Annotated in this window: 17 protein-coding genes; 14 read left to right on the top strand and 3 right to left on the bottom strand. The window is 35.8% G+C overall.

Translation table 11 applies throughout. The features are described from left to right. Positions 1-428 precede the first annotated feature (428 nt). The 6 genes from wecB (at position 429) to ACFQRG_RS15555 (ending at position 6,563) form a co-directional block, all read left to right on the top strand. The gene (gene wecB, locus ACFQRG_RS15580) at positions 429-1,520 is read left to right on the top strand and encodes a non-hydrolyzing UDP-N-acetylglucosamine 2-epimerase (protein ID WP_380967676.1); all 1,092 of its coding nucleotides are present in this window, start codon (positions 429-431) and stop codon (positions 1,518-1,520) included. Then, a complete protein-coding gene (locus ACFQRG_RS15575) occupies positions 1,513-2,496 on the top strand; it encodes a polysaccharide biosynthesis protein (protein WP_380967674.1) in 984 nt (327 codons plus the stop codon). The genes wecB and ACFQRG_RS15575 overlap by 8 nt, the downstream gene beginning before the upstream one ends. Beyond that, positions 2,493-3,314 carry a dTDP-4-dehydrorhamnose reductase family protein gene (locus tag ACFQRG_RS15570; RefSeq protein WP_380967672.1) on the top strand — a complete coding sequence of 274 codons (822 nt, stop codon included), beginning with the start codon at positions 2,493-2,495 and terminating at the stop codon, positions 3,312-3,314. The genes ACFQRG_RS15575 and ACFQRG_RS15570 overlap by 4 nt, the downstream gene beginning before the upstream one ends. Next, positions 3,311-4,195: an NAD-dependent epimerase/dehydratase family protein gene (locus ACFQRG_RS15565; protein WP_380967670.1), complete on the top strand. Its 885-nt coding sequence runs from the start codon at positions 3,311-3,313 to the stop codon at positions 4,193-4,195. The genes ACFQRG_RS15570 and ACFQRG_RS15565 overlap by 4 nt, the downstream gene beginning before the upstream one ends. After that, positions 4,195-5,208, top strand: a complete 1,014-nt coding sequence (locus ACFQRG_RS15560; protein ID WP_380967668.1) for a glycosyltransferase family 4 protein — start codon at positions 4,195-4,197, stop codon at positions 5,206-5,208. The genes ACFQRG_RS15565 and ACFQRG_RS15560 overlap by 1 nt, the downstream gene beginning before the upstream one ends. A 647-nt stretch (positions 5,209-5,855) precedes the next feature. Beyond that, the gene (locus ACFQRG_RS15555) at positions 5,856-6,563 is read left to right on the top strand and encodes a glycosyltransferase family protein (RefSeq protein ID WP_380967666.1); all 708 of its coding nucleotides are present in this window, start codon (positions 5,856-5,858) and stop codon (positions 6,561-6,563) included. 521 nt (positions 6,564-7,084) lie between these two features. On the opposite strand, the gene ACFQRG_RS15550 is transcribed toward ACFQRG_RS15555, so the two are convergent. After that, the gene (locus ACFQRG_RS15550; protein ID WP_380967664.1) at positions 7,085-7,432 is read right to left on the bottom strand and encodes a hypothetical protein; all 348 of its coding nucleotides are present in this window, start codon (positions 7,430-7,432) and stop codon (positions 7,085-7,087) included. 699 nt (positions 7,433-8,131) lie between these two features. Between ACFQRG_RS15550 and lspA the strand changes: the two genes are divergently transcribed. Continuing rightward, positions 8,132-8,599 (top strand): signal peptidase II, encoded by a 468-nt coding sequence (gene lspA / locus ACFQRG_RS15545; RefSeq protein WP_380967661.1) that lies wholly within the window; start codon positions 8,132-8,134, stop codon positions 8,597-8,599. A gap of 34 nt (positions 8,600-8,633) precedes the next feature. Here lspA and ACFQRG_RS15540 read toward each other — a convergent pair whose 3' ends face one another. Continuing rightward, the gene (locus tag ACFQRG_RS15540; protein ID WP_380967658.1) at positions 8,634-9,611 is read right to left on the bottom strand and encodes an aromatic acid exporter family protein; all 978 of its coding nucleotides are present in this window, start codon (positions 9,609-9,611) and stop codon (positions 8,634-8,636) included. A 238-nt stretch (positions 9,612-9,849) separates the two neighbouring features. Between ACFQRG_RS15540 and ACFQRG_RS15535 the strand changes: the two genes are divergently transcribed. From ACFQRG_RS15535 to ACFQRG_RS15520, 4 genes are all read left to right on the top strand, one after another. Then, complete coding sequence (locus tag ACFQRG_RS15535; protein WP_380967656.1) at positions 9,850-10,812, top strand: nuclease-related domain-containing protein; 963 nt, start codon at positions 9,850-9,852, stop codon at positions 10,810-10,812. Positions 10,813-11,035: 223 nt separating this feature from the next. Next, complete coding sequence (locus ACFQRG_RS15530; protein WP_380967654.1) at positions 11,036-11,209, top strand: hypothetical protein; 174 nt, start codon at positions 11,036-11,038, stop codon at positions 11,207-11,209. A gap of 297 nt (positions 11,210-11,506) precedes the next feature. Beyond that, positions 11,507-12,652 (top strand): AI-2E family transporter, encoded by a 1,146-nt coding sequence (locus ACFQRG_RS15525; protein WP_380967652.1) that lies wholly within the window; start codon positions 11,507-11,509, stop codon positions 12,650-12,652. Between the two features lie 319 nt (positions 12,653-12,971). Continuing rightward, positions 12,972-13,163: a hypothetical protein gene (locus ACFQRG_RS15520; protein WP_380967650.1), complete on the top strand. Its 192-nt coding sequence runs from the start codon at positions 12,972-12,974 to the stop codon at positions 13,161-13,163. Positions 13,164-13,304: 141 nt separating this feature from the next. Here the strand turns inward: ACFQRG_RS15520 and ACFQRG_RS15515 are convergent, their stop codons facing one another. Next, positions 13,305-14,609, bottom strand: coding sequence for an N-acetylmuramoyl-L-alanine amidase (locus ACFQRG_RS15515; protein WP_380967648.1), 1,305 nt, complete (start codon positions 14,607-14,609; stop codon positions 13,305-13,307). Between the two features lie 302 nt (positions 14,610-14,911). Between ACFQRG_RS15515 and ACFQRG_RS15510 the strand changes: the two genes are divergently transcribed. The 3 genes from ACFQRG_RS15510 (at position 14,912) to ACFQRG_RS15500 (ending at position 17,629) form a co-directional block, all read left to right on the top strand. Further along, the gene (locus tag ACFQRG_RS15510) at positions 14,912-15,340 is read left to right on the top strand and encodes a universal stress protein (RefSeq protein WP_380967646.1); all 429 of its coding nucleotides are present in this window, start codon (positions 14,912-14,914) and stop codon (positions 15,338-15,340) included. A gap of 222 nt (positions 15,341-15,562) precedes the next feature. Then, a complete protein-coding gene (locus ACFQRG_RS15505) occupies positions 15,563-17,380 on the top strand; it encodes an APC family permease (RefSeq protein WP_380967643.1) in 1,818 nt (605 codons plus the stop codon). Between the two features lie 66 nt (positions 17,381-17,446). Beyond that, positions 17,447-17,629 carry a hypothetical protein gene (locus ACFQRG_RS15500; RefSeq protein ID WP_380967641.1) on the top strand — a complete coding sequence of 61 codons (183 nt, stop codon included), beginning with the start codon at positions 17,447-17,449 and terminating at the stop codon, positions 17,627-17,629. The last annotated feature ends 817 nt before the right edge of the window (positions 17,630-18,446 follow it).

The raw sequence follows: 18,446 nt of genomic DNA, 5'->3' as shown, positions 1-18,446 counted from the left end.
TGTCTCCATACCCCCGCTAGCCACATAAAATACAAATAAGACTTTCATTTATTCGCACAGGAAGTCTTTACCTGAAGCTGATTAAGGGAGGAATATGCTTCAATGAAGCCCTGTGCTTCCTCCTTTCAAAGCGTTATTTTATCTCCTGAACGCCATATCTAGTGAATTTCCCTTTATCGATTTTAATATATTCAATTGTGTATCTTTTTGGCACGATGGGAAAAGGTGTTTTTAACCAATTTTACCATGTTTGGCGTTTTATCCAATCAATTTGTGATTTGATACATAATCTATTAATTAGAAAGGTAAAATTAAATTCTGCTTATTTAGTAATATTACCCCATTTAATTTGGCTATTAGAAAAAATTCAAATAAAGCCCGAATTAAAAACCAAGGAAGAAGGCTCTATTTTAAAGAAGGTGAAGGTCATGAAGGTCATGACAATATTAGGAACAAGGCCGGAAATTATTCGCCTTAGTTTAATTATTAAAAAATTAGATCAGTTAACGGATCAACATATTCTTGTCCATACAGGACAGAATTTTACGTACCAATTAAGCGACGTATTTTTCGATGAACTTAAGCTTCGGAAGCCTGATTATTTATTACATCAATCAAAGCATAGTTTAGGTCAGCAATTAGGTGTTATGTTTCAAAGACTTGAATCTATTCTGCTAAAAGAAAAACCGGATCGTGTCCTAGTATTGGGTGATACAAACAGTGCTTTATCTGCCATGCTTGTTGAGCGAATGGGGATACCGGTTGTCCATATGGAAGCTGGAAATAGGTGCTTTGATCGTCAGGTGCCGGAGGAAATAAATAGAAGAATGATAGATGCCGTTGCAACAGTTAACTTACCTTATACTGTAAATAGTAAAAACAATTTATTAAAAGAGGGGCATCATCCATCACGAATTATGGTGTCGGGTAATCCGATCTATGAGGTGATTCAAAACTACCAATCAGCTATTGATCAAAGTCAAATTTTAAAAAGACTTAAATTAATAGATAAGGATTATTTTCTTGTTACAGCGCATAGAGCTGAAACGGTCGATCATCAAGAACATTTAAAGGAGATTTTTAATGCACTTAATGACATTGCTGAAACGTATCAAAAAAGATTAATCTGCAGTATTCATCCCCGAACAAAGTCAAAATTAGAAAAAATAAAAGATATTCAGGTACACCCGCTTGTTGAGTTTTACGAGCCTTTTGGATTTTTTGATTTTATTAAGCTTGAGCAGCATGCGTTTTGTGTTCTGTCTGATAGCGGAACGGTTCAAGAAGAATGCTGTATTTTTCATGTGCCTACCGTTACGATGCGTAATACAACGGAACGACCTGAAACAGTGGAATGTGGGAGTAATCTTGTCTCTGGTGTTAAAAAAAGGCGCATCGTGGAGTCGGTTCATGTAATGGCAGGTCAAAGGAGAGACTGGGAATGTCCTAAGGGATATACTGATTCAAATGTTTCAGATAAAGTTGTCAAGTTAATTTTAGGAGGGTTAGGCTTTGTTTAACAGTACGATACTTATTACAGGCGGCACTGGTTCATGGGGCTATGAACTTGTATCCCAGTTGCTTGAAAAAGAGCCAAAAGAAATAAGAGTTTTTTCTCGGAATGAGGCTAATCAAGTTGAAATGGAAAGAACATTTGCGAATGATAAATTAAAATTTATTATCGGAGATATTCGTGATCAAGATCAATTGCTAAAAGCTTGTGAGGGCGTTGATTATGTTTACCACTTAGCAGCTTTAAAACACGTACCGGTTTGCGAATATCAACCTTATGAAGCTTTAAAGACCAATGTTGTAGGTACACAAAATGTTATAGAAGCTGCAATTTATCATAAGGTCAAGAAGGTTATATATATTTCTACTGATAAAGCTGCCAATCCGATTAACTTTTATGGTATGACGAAAGCTTTAGGGGAAAAGTTAATTATTCACGCGAATTTATTACCCTCTAAGACAAAGTTTGTATGTGTCAGGGGCGGAAATGTATTAGGAACCAATGGCAGTGTCGTTCATGTTTTTAAGAATCAAATAAAAAATCAAGGAATGGTTGGCGTTACTGATTTAGAAATGACACGATTTTTCTTAACACTTGAAGAAGCAATTAAATTATTATTTAAAGCCACTGATGAAAGTCAAGGCGGGGAAATTTTTGTGATGAAAATGCCAACATGCCGGATTGCCGATTTAGCTGAAGTGCTGATAGAAGAATCAGGGAAAAAGGATGTACAAATTAAAGTAACGGGAATAAGACCCGGAGAAAAAGTTCACGAAATCTTATTATCGGAAAATGAAACTCAAACAGCGGTTAGCTTTGGTAAAGATTATTTTGTTATTTTACCATCTATCAATATGAATAACATCCATAATTATTATAAAAAATTCCCTGCCTTCAAACTAGAAAGCTATTGCTCAAAAGATAATCTTATGAGTAAAGATGACATTAAGAAGATGCTGATCAAAGGTGGTTTTTTACCTTGAAAATCTTAGTTTTAGGCGCAAAAGGAATGGCTGGTCATATGATTACATCTTATCTTAAGAGCCGTCAGAAATATACGGTGATTGCTTCCTCACGTGACCCCTTTGAAACATCGGGGGTTTTTCTTGACTGTTTGGATGATTCCAATCTAGAATCGTTTCTTTTAAAAACTCAGCCAAATGTTGTGATTAACTGTGTCGGTATTCTTAATCAAGCCGCAGAAGATCATCCTTATGAAGCAATTAAGATTAATAGTCTATTGCCGCAATTACTAGCCAAAATATTAGACCAATATGGCGGGAAGCTTATCCACCTTAGTTCAGACTGTGTGTTTTCAGGTAAAAAAGGAAATTACCAAGAAACGGATGTGCCGGATGGTGTAACAATGTATGCAAGAACAAAAACATTGGGAGAAATAACTAGCGGTAAACATTTAACTATTCGCACATCAATAATTGGACCTGAGTTAAAAGATGGCATCGGCTTGTTTCATTGGTTTATGAAGCAAAAAAAAGAAGTGGATGGTTATGATCAGGTGTTCTGGAACGGTGTCACTACATTAGAATTAGCAAAGGTAATTGAAACACTCATACAGCAAGAAGCAACCGGGTTATATCATCTTGTTTCGGCTGAAAGAGTTTCAAAATACGAACTTTTAAATAAAATTAAGGAAATTTTTCATAAAGATATTATCATCCATCGTGATGTTACTCATTATAGTGACCGAACTTTAGTGAATAAAAGAACAGATGTTAATTATACAGCAAAATCTTATGACAAGATGCTGAAAGAACTTAAAGGTTGGATGCTTTCGTCATGAACAAGAAAATATTAATAACGGGTGCGGAAGGATTTACAGGCGTTCATGCTTGTCATTGGTTTAAACAACAGGGGTATACTGTCTACCCTTTGGGAAGGCAACCCAAAAATCAAAAGACAATTCAATGTGATTTATTATTGGCCAAACGAGTAGAAGAACTAGTTGGAACTATTCAACCTGATTATATTTTACATTTAGCAGGGAGGAATGATGCAAAAAGCTCATGGGGGCAGCCAGTTAATTATATAGAGACAAATGTTATTGCCAGCTTAAATATTTTAGAAGCTGTAAGACAGCATATTCCAGAGGCTAAGGTACTGATGATAGGGTCAGCATTAGAAAAATCAACTGAGGACCTTCCATTACATCCTTATGGACTTAGTAAAACGATACAAGCATTGATGGTTAAAGCATGGGCTGCAATGTATAATGTTAAAGTTATGTTAGCCAAACCAACGAATTTGATCGGTCCCGGGCCGTCAAATGGTATTTGTGCCCTTTTAGCAAAGGAAATTACCAGTTCACTTGAAGTCGATCAGCCTATTGAATGTCATGTTAATAATATTCAAGCGAGGAGAGATTTTATAGACGTTCGCGACGCGGTGCGAGCCTATGAAATGATTCTGACAAAAGGTGACGTTGGCAAAGAATATCAGATTTCATCAGGTCAATCGAGAAGTCTAAAGGAAGTTATTGAAGGTTATCAAGAACTGACGAAAAAGCCTATTCATGTAATTTTTGACAAATGTGAAGAAGAATCCCCAATACACATGGATATGACGGATATAAATGCCCTGGGCTGGGAAGCTGATATAGATTTTATGAAATCTTTAGACGATATTCTTACTTATCATATATCAGTTAAAAGAGGCGAATCATAATGAAAATAACATTTGGAATACTGACTTTATGTAAAGGCGGCGCCCAAAGAATGCTGGCCGAGCTTGCTAATGGATTAGTACGGCGGGGTCACGATGTCAATATTGTTATGCCGGATTATGGTGTTATTGAATATCCTTTAATGGCAAATGTTATTCGAACAAATAACCAGCTTATCAATGGTGTTGATTATCCGCCTAGTGATGTGATTATCTCAAATTATTATACGACAGTTACGGGTGCCGCTGAGGCTAGTGTACAGGGAAAAGGAAAACATGTAAGACTCAGTCTATGTTATGAACCAATTTTTCTTCCAGAGAATGAACATTCATTTATTACTTATAACGCAACAGAAAAACTTGTTGTTTTATCCAAATGGCAGAAAGACATTATCCAATTAAATCATGGAATAATTGGGAAAATAGTACCCGTTGGAATATCTTCGGAGTTTGTGAATTTGCATCAAAGATCTGCTCAAAAACCTATAATGGTTAGTGCTATCGTTCGACGAATAGAGGACGGCAATTGGCACCGGCAGCAAGATTATTTACTCGAAGTTTTAACAAATATTAAAATGAAATATCCACATATCATTGCGACATTGATTACTCCGCCTAATGAATTTAGAACCTCACAAAAACTAAAACAACTATATTCAGAACAGCTATTTCAATTTGTTCTTCCACAAAATGATCAACAATTAAATGCTATCTATAATCAGACGGATATTTTTGTTAATAGTTCTATATATGATACAGCATCCTTACCAGGATTAGAAGCAATGAAGACAGGAGCTGCACTTGTCACCACTTATAATGGGGGAAATGCTGATTACGCCCGCCATGAAGAAAATTGCTTGTTGTCCTATCGTTATCAAAACCGTCTGCAACAAGATATTGAACGGTTAATAGAAAACCCTGAACTTAGAAAGCGGTTAGCGGCAGAAGGTGAGAAAGAAGCAAGTTCTTGGACTTGGGAGAGAAGTGTTGACTTGTTTGAACAGGCGATTTTATAGGTAATGATTCAAATTCAAAGCGATTGAGAACCAATTCCTTTTTATTTGTAAAAATGAAAAGGATAAGTATTTTATAGCTATAATAAAAAATATTTCTATTTTTGGGAAACTTGGAAAACCTAATGTTTTTTGTCCCATCATAAGCAAAATAAAATGATGGATTATTAGAATCACCTACGATATCGGTTCTGGCGGGAGATTCATATCCAACATGATCATATGACAGTTGACTGCCAATCGTAGTAGAAGTAAATTGTGTATTACTCGGAAATGGCACTAATATACCTCTAATTTAAATGTTATTCAGAGGAATAGTGTCACATTTGTTGAAATAAAAATCCCTCAGTAAGTGACTGTAATGGATTAGTCTGTCGATGAATATAATAGAGTAAAGTCATATTTAGAAAAATTATAGGGAGGGAATACCAATCTTAAATCTATTGGTATTAGATTATGATTTCTCTAATTCTTACTATAAAAATTCATTTTATCTTTGGGACGAGATCAAAAAGCTAACAAATTGTGTTGTATTAACAACTACAGATTATAGCCCTCGGACAGACATAAATCAAATAATAGATATGTGCCCATTTAAACCAGATTTTATTCTAATAAATGAATTTATCAATGATCATCATAAGTGGGGTATGACGGGTTTAGAAAAAGTAAATATTCCTATCGGCTATATGCCACATGATGTAGATGATTATGTAGAGATTAGAAGACAATACTTGCAAAAAAGCAAAGTAAGTTTGATATTCCCATTATATAAAAATAATTTCCTCAACCTTTATCCTGAATTCGCCACAAAAGTAAGATGGCTTCCACATCATGTGAATACAGAGTTTTTTAGAGATTATAACTTATATGAAGGGATAGACGGATTATTAATTGGTCGAGTATCCGCTTCTTTTTATCAATTACGTAAAAAAATATTAGAGAAAATGAATGGACATCCTGGATTTAAGTACTATATTCATCCTTCTGATCAACCCGGTAATCCAGCACTAACGGTTCCGGAATACCCAAGATTAATTAATCAATCTAAGACATTTTTTACTTGTTGTTCTTCAAGAAAATATGCACTTTTAAAGTATTTTGAAGTATTAGCATGCAAAACATTACTTTTAGCTGATACTTGTTCAGATTTAATTGAGTTAGGTTTTAAACCAAACGTACATTTTGTAGAAATTAATGAGACAAACTTTTATGAAAAGTTCCTTTATTATATAAATAACGATTCAGAACGCAACTATATAGCTGCAAATGGTTACAATTTTGTAAGAAACCACCATACAACAAAAATAAGGGCACACCAGCTTCTCAGTTATATTCAGTCTTACTTTCAATCTTAAAAGAGATGTTGATGAAAAACACATAACTGATGAATAATGGGCATAAAAAAGCTCCACCTATTTGGGAAAAATGGAAAGTGTAACAAACCATCCATTAAGGTGGATACTTTCAATGGGTTTTAGAGTGAAAGCTGGTTGGGGGTTGGGGTGAATTGGCGGAAGCCAAGGGGGCTAAGTCCTTATAGAGGTCTCATCGCATGCCCATTAACCTAGTGTAAATCATTATCCCAAAAACGAAAAAAACGCTATTCTTTCTAGAAATTAATTATGGAAAGGATGGTGTTTTTTATATCGTGAGGTTTCAGACGATCTTACCCTCTTTTCACAGGAACTGCAACGATCTTTGTCTCCACAAGCTCTCCGACAGCTGGCCAGAGGGGAACAACTAAAGGATTTAAGCCGGGTCTATTTATCCCGGTGCAACCGTCCGTAAGAGTGTAACTTCTGGAAAGGTCAGACTTGGAGGATAATAAAAAAAGCAGCTGTGTCGCTGCTTAAAAATGATTCATCGATAAATAGCCTTACACATAATTAAGGTTATAATTATTTATGTAATCAGCTCTTAAATTGATATTGCAGCTTGTTCCATCGTATACATCCAAAATATGATGTATTAAACGATTAAATGGGGTTTCTGCAAGTTTTGCTGCTTTTGTTCCGTATTCTTCTTCTAAATTTGTAATACATTTGTTCAGCTGCTTGGCTATTTCCAACAATAATAAAACACTGTCATTATCGTTTTCATTGATTAGGTTATGATTTAATGCTTCTTTTTCTTTCTCAAGGTCTTGATGAGTCACTGGTTCTTCTTCTTTCCATGTGTCTTGATCCTGATGGACCGTTATTTCATCCCATTCGGAAAATATCATATTCTTTACCCCTTTCTATTTAAGGTCTCCATATATGCTAAAAAAGACATGTTCAGCGTATTTCTTTGTTACTGTTTCTGTAGCTTTGCTCGATTTTTTTACTTTAATAAAAGGATTTCACTTTCGAAATTTCTAGTATGATTTATATAATATATACACCATATATAATTTTTATGAAGGTTTTTTACGTATTTTGATTAATAAAGGATGTTGGTTAAGAAACATCAGGGTAAGGGAGCTTTTTAAAGAACCTGGATAAAATCACCAATAAAGTGAAACTTCCATCAGTGTGGGTTTTGTTCATCCCCCACTGATGGTTAGTTGAACAAATCGGGGTGTTAGCGTCCGTTATCTCCCGCCTAAACTTCAGCGCTTAAACTCAAGTTTTGAGGCGGGAGTTTTACGGACGGTTGCACCGGGATAAATGAGTGCAATACGGTTACGATGTCAATATTGTAATGACAAGTTAAGGTGTGATTGAATATCTTAAAGTAGCAAATGTTATTCAAAAAATTAATTCACTTATCAATATTGTAATAGGACATTGGTGATGTGATTATCTTTAAAATTAGCCGGTAAATGAACTTGGGAAATAAGTGTTAATTTGTTTGAACAGATGCTTTAATAGGGTTTTCATATGAAAAAGTAAATATAATGTTAAAAGTTAATAGAAAGTTTCCAAGAAAGGGAAGACATACAATGACTCGGGTAATTTGGATCATTGGGGTTTTCTTTATACTAGATTGGGGTACAAAGCGATGGATGGATACACACTTAGCAATGTATCAATTAACTCAAGTGATCCCTGGATGGCTGTCATTGGATTTGATTCATAACACAGGTGCCAGTTTTGGATTGCTTTCAGGGGACACTAATCTTTTAATTCGTATTAATTTTAGTATGATCCTTGTGATTATCTATTTGTATAATAGGTTTAGACTAAATTCGAGGTTAGCGCAAATAGGCTTTTCTTTATTAATTAGCGGTGCTTTAGGAAATCTTATTGATCGATTGTACTTTGGATACGTTGTCGATTTCATCTCTTTTTATCATTTTCCGGTGATCTTTAATATTGCGGACGTTGAGATTTGCGGCGGTTTTCTTTTACTGTTGTCTTTGTACCTTACAAAACGGATTCTTATTACAAAGGTTAACCCTTTTGAATAAAATATATAAGTAAAAACAGACGGGTTAATCCCGTCTATTTTAGCTGTTTTATCTCTCCTGAATTGGCAGGTTGTTTCAATTGGCTTTTTAATTCCAGATAACTTTCCATTTCATTAACAAAATGTGCAAGTGCCGAACGAATCTCAAATTCAGTCCGATCTTTTGGAAGCGGAGATTCGCGAAATTCCGCCCGCATGGCTTCTAAATCGTCCAGGAACACATCTGCCGTGTTTTTTGGCGATACTTTTTGACTTAAGCGCTCCAAAAAGTCTGCTATAAGTTCCCCTTGCTTGTAAGTCTTATCAAGTGAAGCAATCTTTGGCATGAGCCGTTCCAGAATTTCAAATTGTTCTTCCCGCATAATAAAATACGCATAATAACTGTCTTTTTCACGAAAAGGGTGATTTTCAATATCTTTGAGCGAGAGAAGTTTGGCTTCTTTTAAAATGTCGCCAGTTTCAATGATCTCTTTACCTGCCCAATCGGAGTCCCCTTTACGAAGATAGACGGCGAATTCCTTTAAAATAATTGAAAAGTTATCTTCTATTTTTTTTCGGTATTTAATAATTTTGCTTTCCACACTTGGCATATACCAGTTAATCAAAAGCGCAACGCCGATCCCGATCACAATAACCTGAAATTGGTTCCAGATAATTCCTATAGTTGTTTTTTCCAGTGAATATAATTGTAAGATAATAACCGAACTGGTCCCAACGGCGTCTTGTGCCTTCAGCTTTACAAGTGAAGGAATAAACAGAATCAATACGAGCATAATTGTCCACGGATGATACCCAAGAATATGAAAAAAGATCACGGCAAACACCATGGCAAGGAGACAGGCAATAAAACGCTGCCAAGCACTGTATAATGATGCTTTCTTTGTTGGCTTGATACATAAAATCGTAATAATGCCCGCTGAAATATAAAAATTTAAACCCAATAGCTGCGCGATGCCGATGGCAATACCAGCCCCGATTGCTGTTTTAATGGTTCTGTAACCTACGCTAAACATCTATCTCTCCAATAACCTCCGTTAATTTAATATCACGTTTGGCTCCTTAACATCAGAATATATCACATGTTTGCGGTGAGGCAAACCCACTGCAAGAACATTATTACCAATTTTTAAAAATAGAAAGATCATTCTCTTAGTAGTATCCTATAAAAATGGCACTTACTCTCGAACAATGGTAATATCAGTCATAAGAATTCTTCCTGTAACGAATGAGTTTATGGAGAGGGGAATAAATATGAGCATTTTCATTATCATCATATTAATATTAGCCCTTGGCGCGGGCATTTGGTATATATTTGATCTTAGAAAAAGGATGAAAGAAACCGAAGCGCGGCTTGTTAAGAAGCACCAAACTGAAATAGCGGCAACTCAAAGCTTATTTGAGACTCAGCAAGAACAGAAAGAATTTGATTACAAGCAGCAGCTTCAGGATATGGAGGAAAATTACTACGGGCAAATCAATGAATTAAACCGATCAATTGATGCCCTTCAGCAGCATGTCATTGATTTACAAATGTATTCCCGGAACTCTGGTGAAATTGAAACACATCAAATTCTCGAAGGGCTAAAACAACAATTAATAAAAGAAGGTAAATTGACTTCCTCAGAAATGTTCATTTTGCCTAATTTATTTATTCCATATACAACCGAGACCGGTCTAATGAAAACCCGTCAAATTGATCATCTTATTTTGCTTCCGGCCGGACTTTTTATTGTTGAAACAAAGTTTTGGCGGGGGAAGATCATTCATGGTTTGAACAGAAATAATGCGGGCATGTTCTCTTTTATTAATGATATGATGGGTTCAAAAGATAGTCATGAGGACCAAACGCTTGTATTTGTAGAAACTAAAAATAATGACGAACCTGATACGCCGATGGTACAAATCAAATCTTACGGGGATCCGGCCAAGCAAGCGAAACGTTCCGCACAGATACTCTCCCAATATCTGTTAGAACGCTTGGAACATAAAATGTATGCAACACCAATCGTCTATTTTGGTTACGAATCAGTTAAAGATGAAGCGTACAACCAGGGCGTTTTAGATTTATCCAATGATGGAGATTCCTATCGTTTTACAAACAAAAAGGATTTATGCGGATTTATAAGAAACCAGCTTAATCACGCGCCGATATACTCTGAAGATGATTTGCAAGTGATAAGGGATACATTAAAGCATATTAATTATGTTCGTTAATTTAAATTCATGAGAAGACGTTAGGAACTGTTGTGATAAAAATGTCAAATAAATCGGGCTGCTTGTAAGTCGAATGTCGACTCACAGGCAGCCTTTTTTTGCGGACTCATGAATGATGTTGGAGCATCAGTTAACGTTAGGAATGACGTTTATGTGATAAAAATGATAGGACGGATAGAGACGCCAGTTGTGGCACATGATATTGTTACAAAGGAGGGATAGCATGAATGAGGAAAAAAAGAAAAGCGTAAAAACCACTGAAATTGATTATCCGGAAATTAAAGAAGTTGAACATACTACGACCCACCCAGACCCGGAACAACAGCCGGAAAACCTGCAAAATGTTCATTTTTCTCCCGGTGAAAACAGTTACTTAAATGAGCGTACCAATTCATAAATCTAATAAATGTTAAAGATCCTTTATCATAATTGGAAATAAGAAACTTTTCATGGTCTTACTCCAATTTAAAAAGAATTTTCTCAGGTTTAATAAATTGTATTATACTCTGCTGCACGATTAGCAGAGTTTTTTTGTAACAGTATTCCTAATGAATAAAAAGCGAATATGAAATAAGCAAAAATATCATAGAACTATTGCTTCCGAATAGAATATTAATAACTAGGAAAATCAGGTTTTATTTTCTAAATAATGCTGTTTTAAGTACAAATTCACCTATTAAAAGGGAGTGATAGATTGGAGCCTAAAAGCCCTAAAAAAACCTTTTTCATAGAGAAAGTTTTAAATAATAAATTTGTTGTTTATATCATGATTATCTTTATTATGAGTATAACTATTCTCTCCTTATCAAAAATAAGTTTTATTTTAAAGCCGGTGCTTATTTTCATAGAAACAATCTTCTTGCCGATTTTATTAGCCGGTGTCTGTTTTTATTTATTTAATCCAATCATCGATTTTTTGGAGAGAAGAGGTGTTAAAAGAATCGTATCAATTCTTGTATTATATATACTTATTATCGATATTATTGCACTTATCGTTACTTCTGTTATACCGCCATTAAAAGAACAAATTCAAAGTCTTATCATCAATATTCCTAAACTAAGCAATGAAATCCAGGAAATTATTCATAAAGTGACCCAAAGCAAAATTGTTCATAAAGCAGGGGAATCCCTTAATACTGACATTAATAAAATAGCAAAAAACCTGACAAGTCAGCTGAGTAAATATGCGGCTGGCTTTTCACAAGGGATACTCGCCTTTGTTAGTACACTTACTGAAGTTGTATTATCAATTGCCGTTTTGCCTTTCTTACTTTTTTACTTATTGAAAGACGGCAAAAAGTTGCCTGATTACTTTGTCACACTTTTACCTAATAGAACACGGCATGAAGCCAAAGAAATCTTAGGTGATATGAATCATGCGTTAAGCGCCTATATCCGCGGCCAAATTTTTGTTGCGATTTGTATAGGGATCTTGCTATTTATTGGTTATACAATTATTGGCCTTAATTATGCATTACTGCTTGCGGTAGTCGCAATGGTGACAAATGTTGTTCCTTATGTAGGACCAATCGTAGCTATTTCGCCGGCTATTATCATAGCTATTGTCACATCTCCTTTTATGATCGTAAAATTAGCGATTGTTTGGGTCGTTGTTCAGCTGCTGGAGGGTAAAGTAATATCACCTCAAATTATGGGCAAGAGCTTACATGTCCACCCAATTACCGTTATATTTGTCATTTTAACGGCAGGAAATCTTTTCGGACTTGTTGGCATCATCTTGGCTGTACCAGGCTATGCTGTATTAAAAGTTATCGTCGTACATCTGTACCGGTTTATCCGCTTGCATTCAGATATGTATACCGATCCTAAATTGAAATAGGGGTTTCGGATGGCGTTTTAAAGGGTATTGTAAAATATTATGAAAACGGAGGGGATGCTCTATTTTTTCAAAATGGAGTGATCACAAGGTTTCTAAAGTTAAATACCCTGCCGTACTTGATTGCAGCCAAGATAAAATAAAAATTACATTCCCTGACTTAGGAAAAGAAACTGTATGGGCGACTTCAGAGGAAGAAACTTTTTTAAAAGCTAAAGCTCTGCTGTTTCATTTGCTTGTTGATAAGAAGTCAAAAGAAGAACCGTTGCCTCCCTATACCAAGTTGTACGATCTTGAACTTGAAGATTGCCAAGGGGCGGTTATGATTGAGGTTGAAATTGAGCCTATTCGCAAGCATCATGCTAAGTGTATTCCGAAGGATTCCCTAGAGAAAAAGGAAGCCTTTAGAAAAATAAAGCTCGGTACAGTAAAAGTTGCCTCATTATTCCGCATTTTGGCATTTAGTCCTCCTAAAAAATTCGGGGAATGGAAAAAGTTCCATTTTAAAGATTAAGAGAAGCCGACAATGTCGTTAATTATATGATGTTTAACGTATAGAAACGGCCGATCCTCTAATATACAGGAGGGTCGGCCGTCTTATGCCCTATGGCAATTCATATTTTGAAACTGTTTTCTAACAAAAAATAATTTATAGTCAGTTTTTCGCGTAATTTTGGCTCGACTCCTTGGAAAATTGTTTCATTTTCCTATATAAATTTAAAATAGATTGTCCATAATTATCACCGGGAACAGCCCATTTACCGTTTAAATCAACCCAATTTGGTGCTGTTCCCCTTTCAACGTGATCAAATCTTGGATCAACTAATGGATACTTGGCAGGCAAAGGATTGGTTGTCGCATAGGCATATAAATGTTGCATATGGGCAAGGACACCGTCCCTAGGTGTATTGAAACTCGCACCAGGGTTATCCGGTCCGGTGGCGCCTATACCTGCAAAATTATTTTGATCTTTTTTAACGACGCCTGTGAAACGAAAGTAATTTGTTTCAAGCAAGCTTTGAGCAAATGCAATATCACCTTTAATATTATAGTATTGACCAAACGCGGCATAATAGTTTCCTAAACTAAGAGCCTCTGAATTTACAGATTTTACATACTGATCCATTTCATCAGCTGTTAAATAAACAGGACCTTGAATGCTGACATCTTCCGCTGCAATGAAAGCATCCTTAATCCCTAATGCTTCAATTTCCCAGAGGCGTTTTTCTGCGTTTTTTTCATCAATGAAAGCACCTGCCTGAACACGATACCATAATTCCCCTGATATAACGGCGGGATCTATAAAGGCGTCAATACCCTTTGAATGAAGTTCATTCACACGTTTTTCTGCATTTTTCTTATCTCTAAAGGATCCGGCAATAACTTTGTATATTTTTTCATTGACAGTGTTATTTTGTTCAAGATTAAAGGCCTTTTCCAACCCGTTAACATGTCCTCTGGCAACTTTTTTCCTCCAGTCAGAACGCTTCATTAATTGAGCATCATGATCATTATCAATAAAGCCGTTTTCAGTTAATAGCGCAGGCATCGTTGATTCACGCAAAACATAAAAATCAGCTTTTTTCTCCCCACGGTCGTGCAATTCATTAACCGCGATGACTTCCTTATGAATAATATCTCTATATTTTCCCGTTTTAGATGAATTAGAAAGGCTGTCATGAATATAATCTTCATATCCATAACCTGATCCATTACTGGAATTGCAATGGATTGATAAAAAGTAATCGGCGCCCCATAAGTTAGCTTCATTGGTACGTTGGTCTAAACTGACAAATTTATCAGTTGTTCGGCTCATTTTGACTTGTATATTTTTATATTCTCTAGTTAAAATATCATGGATATTTAAGGCAATATCTAATACAATATCTTTTTCTTGTAAACCATTTCCTTCAGCGCCTGAGTCTTTTCCACCATGGCCCGGATCTAAATAAAGTTTCACTGCCAATCCCTCCTCATATTAATGCTTTTTAATTAAGGATAAATTAATACTTTTTAATTAAGGATAAAACGAATGGCGGAATATTCAGAAACATAATGGCGCAAAAATGATAAATTGATTTACATGATTTCACCTCCCGCTCATATGTTAAGAAAATATTAACATGTTCTGTCATTTTTTACTATGTCCATAAGTACCACTTCTATTTAGTATTAAAGTATGAATTATGGAAATTGACATATAAGTTTTGAAACCTTTTTAAAAGGGTAATAGTTAATATGAGAAAATGGGAGGAAAGTAAAATGAACAAATTATTAGTACCGATTGATGGATCTGAAGCGGCCGGCCGTGCATTGCAAACGGCAATCTCTTTATGTAAACAGCGTGAGGAAGAATGCCATATAACACTAGTGCATGTTATATCTCCGGAATCTTATCCAAATGTTGGGGCGGCGGGTATAAGTATCAATGTTGATGAAGCTTTTAAACAAGAAGGGGAAGAACTGTTAAGACACACTATTGAGGAGATTGATAACAAAGGCATCAAAATTGATGCTGTTCTTTTAGAAGGCACCCCTGAGAAAGCAATTTGTGAATACGCTGATAAAAATAAATATGAAATCATTGTTATGGGAAACCGCGGAAGAGGAGCGATTAAAGAATTTTTCCTTGGCAGTGTCAGCAAGAAAGTTTTAGACGATGCAATATGCCCTGTATTAATTGTTAAATAGCTTTCACTTAATCCAACTGAAAAGAATATAGTGTTTTAACAATTTACTTCAAAAAGATAATTATCATTAGTGGGAAATTATATGAGTTTCTCACTTTTTTTATACGCAAGGAAAGTAGTTGCCTGCGCCCTGAGGCTTGGCACCAGCCAAGTTTTCTTTATCTTGTTATTAATTAAATTTCATCGGTTAATGTACCACATTATTCAAAAGAGGTGCTGATCATTGATGACTGCATTGAAACGAATATTAATCGGACCGCCTTTAAAAACAGAAGAATTAAAGGATCAGAAAATACCTAAATGGAAGGCCTTGCCGACATTATCATCTGATGCTTTGTCTTCTGTTGCCTACGGGCCGGAACAAATTCTTACAGTTCTTGCTCCAATCGGAGCTGTTGCTCTGTGGTATTCATTGCCGATTGCAGGAGCCATTATTTTTTTATTGGTGATGCTGGGGTTGTCCTATCGTCAGATTATTCATGAATATCCCGGCGGGGGAGGTGCATATATTGTTTCCTCTGACAATTTGGGGACGTTTGGCGGTCTTACAGCAGGATCTGCTCTACTTATTGATTATACATTGACTGTGGCTGTCAGCTCATCATCAGGAGTCGCAGCCATTTCTTCTGCCTTTCCTGTTCTTCGGCCCTATACGGTCTTAATTGGGGTATTTTTTGTTTTGCTTATTATGGTTTTGAATTTACGTGGCATTCGAGAATCTGGAACAATTTTTTCATTTCCAACGTACTTGTTCATTCTCGGGATTTTAGGACTGGTTGTGACAGGGCTGGTGAAAGTGTTGATTCAAGGGGTTCCGAGTCATGTACCGCCGGTGACAAATCACCTGCCGAAAGGACTAACGCTGTTTTTACTGATGCGGGCCTTTTCTTCCGGGTGTTCATCTTTAACAGGCGTTGAGGCGATTTCAAATTCAACGCCAAATTTTAAGAAACCGGTTAAACAAAATGCGGCCCGTACGCTAGCCGTTCTTGTGATATTACTAGCCATTTTACTCGCGGGCGTCACTGGATTAGCTTATTTGTATCATGTTGTTCCGAACCACGAGACAGTGCTTTCTCAGATTGCGGCGCATATTTTTGGACACTCAGTTTTTTACTATTATATCCAGGTAACGACTGCATTAATTTTGCTTTTGGCTTGTAATACCAGTTTCTCGGCTTTTCCTATTTTGGCTTCAATGATGTCTGATGATAAGTTTTTGCCGCGGATGTTTGGTGTCAGGGGAGACCGATTGAATTTTTCGAACGGGATTATCTTTTTGGCTGTTGCAGCAATCGTATTGATTATCGCGTTTGAGGGGAATGTGAATCAACTTATTCCGCTATATGCTATAGGTGTGTTTCTTTCTTTTACATTAGCGCAAACAGGCCTGGTTTGCCGCTGGATTAAAAACAAACCGAAGCATTGGCTGTCCAAATTAGTGATTAACCTGATTGGCGCAATTTTGACCTTTGTTGTTACAATTATTTTTGCTGTGACCAAATTTACGGAAGGTGCATGGATTGTTGTCATTCTCATCCCTTTATTGATCCTGATATTTTATCGGATCAGACGTCATTTTGTGCTGGTTGGTCAGGAGCTTCAAATTGATATTGAAACAGATAAACCCGAAGAGATTGAAAGCCGTATTATCATTCCGGTCAGCGGTATCAGCAAGGTTGTACGTAATACAATTGGTTATGCCAAATCCATAGGCGGGGAAGCTGTGGCTTTATATATTGGTTTTGACGAGGAAGATGTCAAAAGAATGGAGTCGCAATGGGAGAAATGGGCGCCTGATGTTCGCTTGGTGACAACAGTTTCGCGTTATCGCAGTGTTATCAGGCCATTATTACGCTTTATCGATCATATGGGAGAAGACGGAAAGCATCGCCGGATCACCGTGCTTGTCCCAGAGTTTATTCCGCGCCAATGGTGGACCAAAGCTTTGCATAACCAAACCGGACTCATGATCCGGGTTATCTTATTGTTCCGAAAAGATGTCGTGATTTCGACAGTACCGTACCATTTAAAACATTAAATTTTAATAATTCTAAGTTTAAAATTTTGTCTGAAGGGTATGAGCAAAATAAAGGAGTGATCGATTATGGCTGAAAACGATAAAAAGAATCTAAGCAAAGACAATGAAAAAAGGAAAAAGTATAACTTTGATGTTGACCGGATGGTTGATGAAGGATTAGCCGGAGGGACCGTTGACCAAAGATATAATAATCCTCCCGTCGATGAATCAAGACCGGTTGAAAAGGAAGAAAAACCGAGAAATACTTAAGTATTAAAGGAACTTTAAAAGGAACCGGAGATACTGCCGTCTCATGAGACCACAGTATCTTCGTTATTATGATTACAGTTACGGTTCTTTCAATCTTGATATACCGCCTTTAAAGAAAAGTTTAAAACGGTTAACCTAAATGAACAGTTGCCCGAAACAAGACGTGTATTTGTGAATACAATAGATGTAGGCTGGTGGGAGATATTTAGTCAAATGATTACGTCGAAACTAAAATAATTAAAAGTTCATGATTATGCATATAAAATGCTTCCAATGGAGATTATAAATACAAGCTCTGGTTTATCCTTAAAAATACTCCTTTTATTTCCCTTGAGACTTCCCATCTCAAGGGATTTTTTTCTTTTTTCATAAATAAAATTTAAAATTTGTTCTAATATTTTTTGGTTGGAAATATTAGCCCTTTAGTCCTTATATCTTTTACAAAATCAAAATTAAAATGTAATTTACTTTTAATTTTTAAAGTTTATGCTTACTTGTAATTTATACTATGGATGTTATTTAATAGTTTAACGGATTCTTATGTATCTTAGAATAATGATAAATAGTAGGATTATATATTTACAATTAATTAAATATTACAAAAGTAAATATCCAACCAAAAAAGTAGTAATTCTTTATAAGCAGCTGCGGTTATTTAGACCGTAAGGATTAGTTAATCATTCTCTATTATGGAAAATATTATTCTGTTATATTGTAATTGTAGTTTCATAAATAACCAAATACTAGTTTTAGTGGAGGTGAAAAATGTGAAACAGGTAAATTTATTAGACGGTATTCTTTCTGGAAACAGCGGTGA

The sequence above is a fragment of the Scopulibacillus cellulosilyticus genome (assembly GCF_042665295.1).
Taxonomy (GTDB): Bacteria; Bacillota; Bacilli; order Bacillales; family Sporolactobacillaceae; genus Scopulibacillus_A; species Scopulibacillus_A cellulosilyticus.
The sequence above is the reverse complement of the archived record's forward strand: the minus strand, read 5'-3'. Positions and strand labels throughout refer to the sequence as shown.

Coding starts and splice junctions, on each gene's coding strand:
- wecB (WP_380967676.1), top strand. CDS start 429: ATGAAGGTCATGACAATATTAGGAACAAGGCCGGAAATTATTCGCCTT.
- ACFQRG_RS15565 (WP_380967670.1), top strand. CDS start 3,311: ATGAACAAGAAAATATTAATAACGGGTGCGGAAGGATTTACAGGCGTT.
- ACFQRG_RS15560 (WP_380967668.1), top strand. CDS start 4,195: ATGAAAATAACATTTGGAATACTGACTTTATGTAAAGGCGGCGCCCAA.
- ACFQRG_RS15555 (WP_380967666.1), top strand. CDS start 5,856: ATGACGGGTTTAGAAAAAGTAAATATTCCTATCGGCTATATGCCACAT.
- ACFQRG_RS15550 (WP_380967664.1), bottom strand. CDS start 7,432: ATGATATTTTCCGAATGGGATGAAATAACGGTCCATCAGGATCAAGAC.
- lspA (WP_380967661.1), top strand. CDS start 8,132: ATGACTCGGGTAATTTGGATCATTGGGGTTTTCTTTATACTAGATTGG.
- ACFQRG_RS15540 (WP_380967658.1), bottom strand. CDS start 9,611: ATGTTTAGCGTAGGTTACAGAACCATTAAAACAGCAATCGGGGCTGGT.
- ACFQRG_RS15535 (WP_380967656.1), top strand. CDS start 9,850: ATGAGCATTTTCATTATCATCATATTAATATTAGCCCTTGGCGCGGGC.
- ACFQRG_RS15530 (WP_380967654.1), top strand. CDS start 11,036: ATGAATGAGGAAAAAAAGAAAAGCGTAAAAACCACTGAAATTGATTAT.
- ACFQRG_RS15520 (WP_380967650.1), top strand. CDS start 12,972: ATGATTGAGGTTGAAATTGAGCCTATTCGCAAGCATCATGCTAAGTGT.
- ACFQRG_RS15510 (WP_380967646.1), top strand. CDS start 14,912: ATGAACAAATTATTAGTACCGATTGATGGATCTGAAGCGGCCGGCCGT.
- ACFQRG_RS15500 (WP_380967641.1), top strand. CDS start 17,447: ATGGCTGAAAACGATAAAAAGAATCTAAGCAAAGACAATGAAAAAAGG.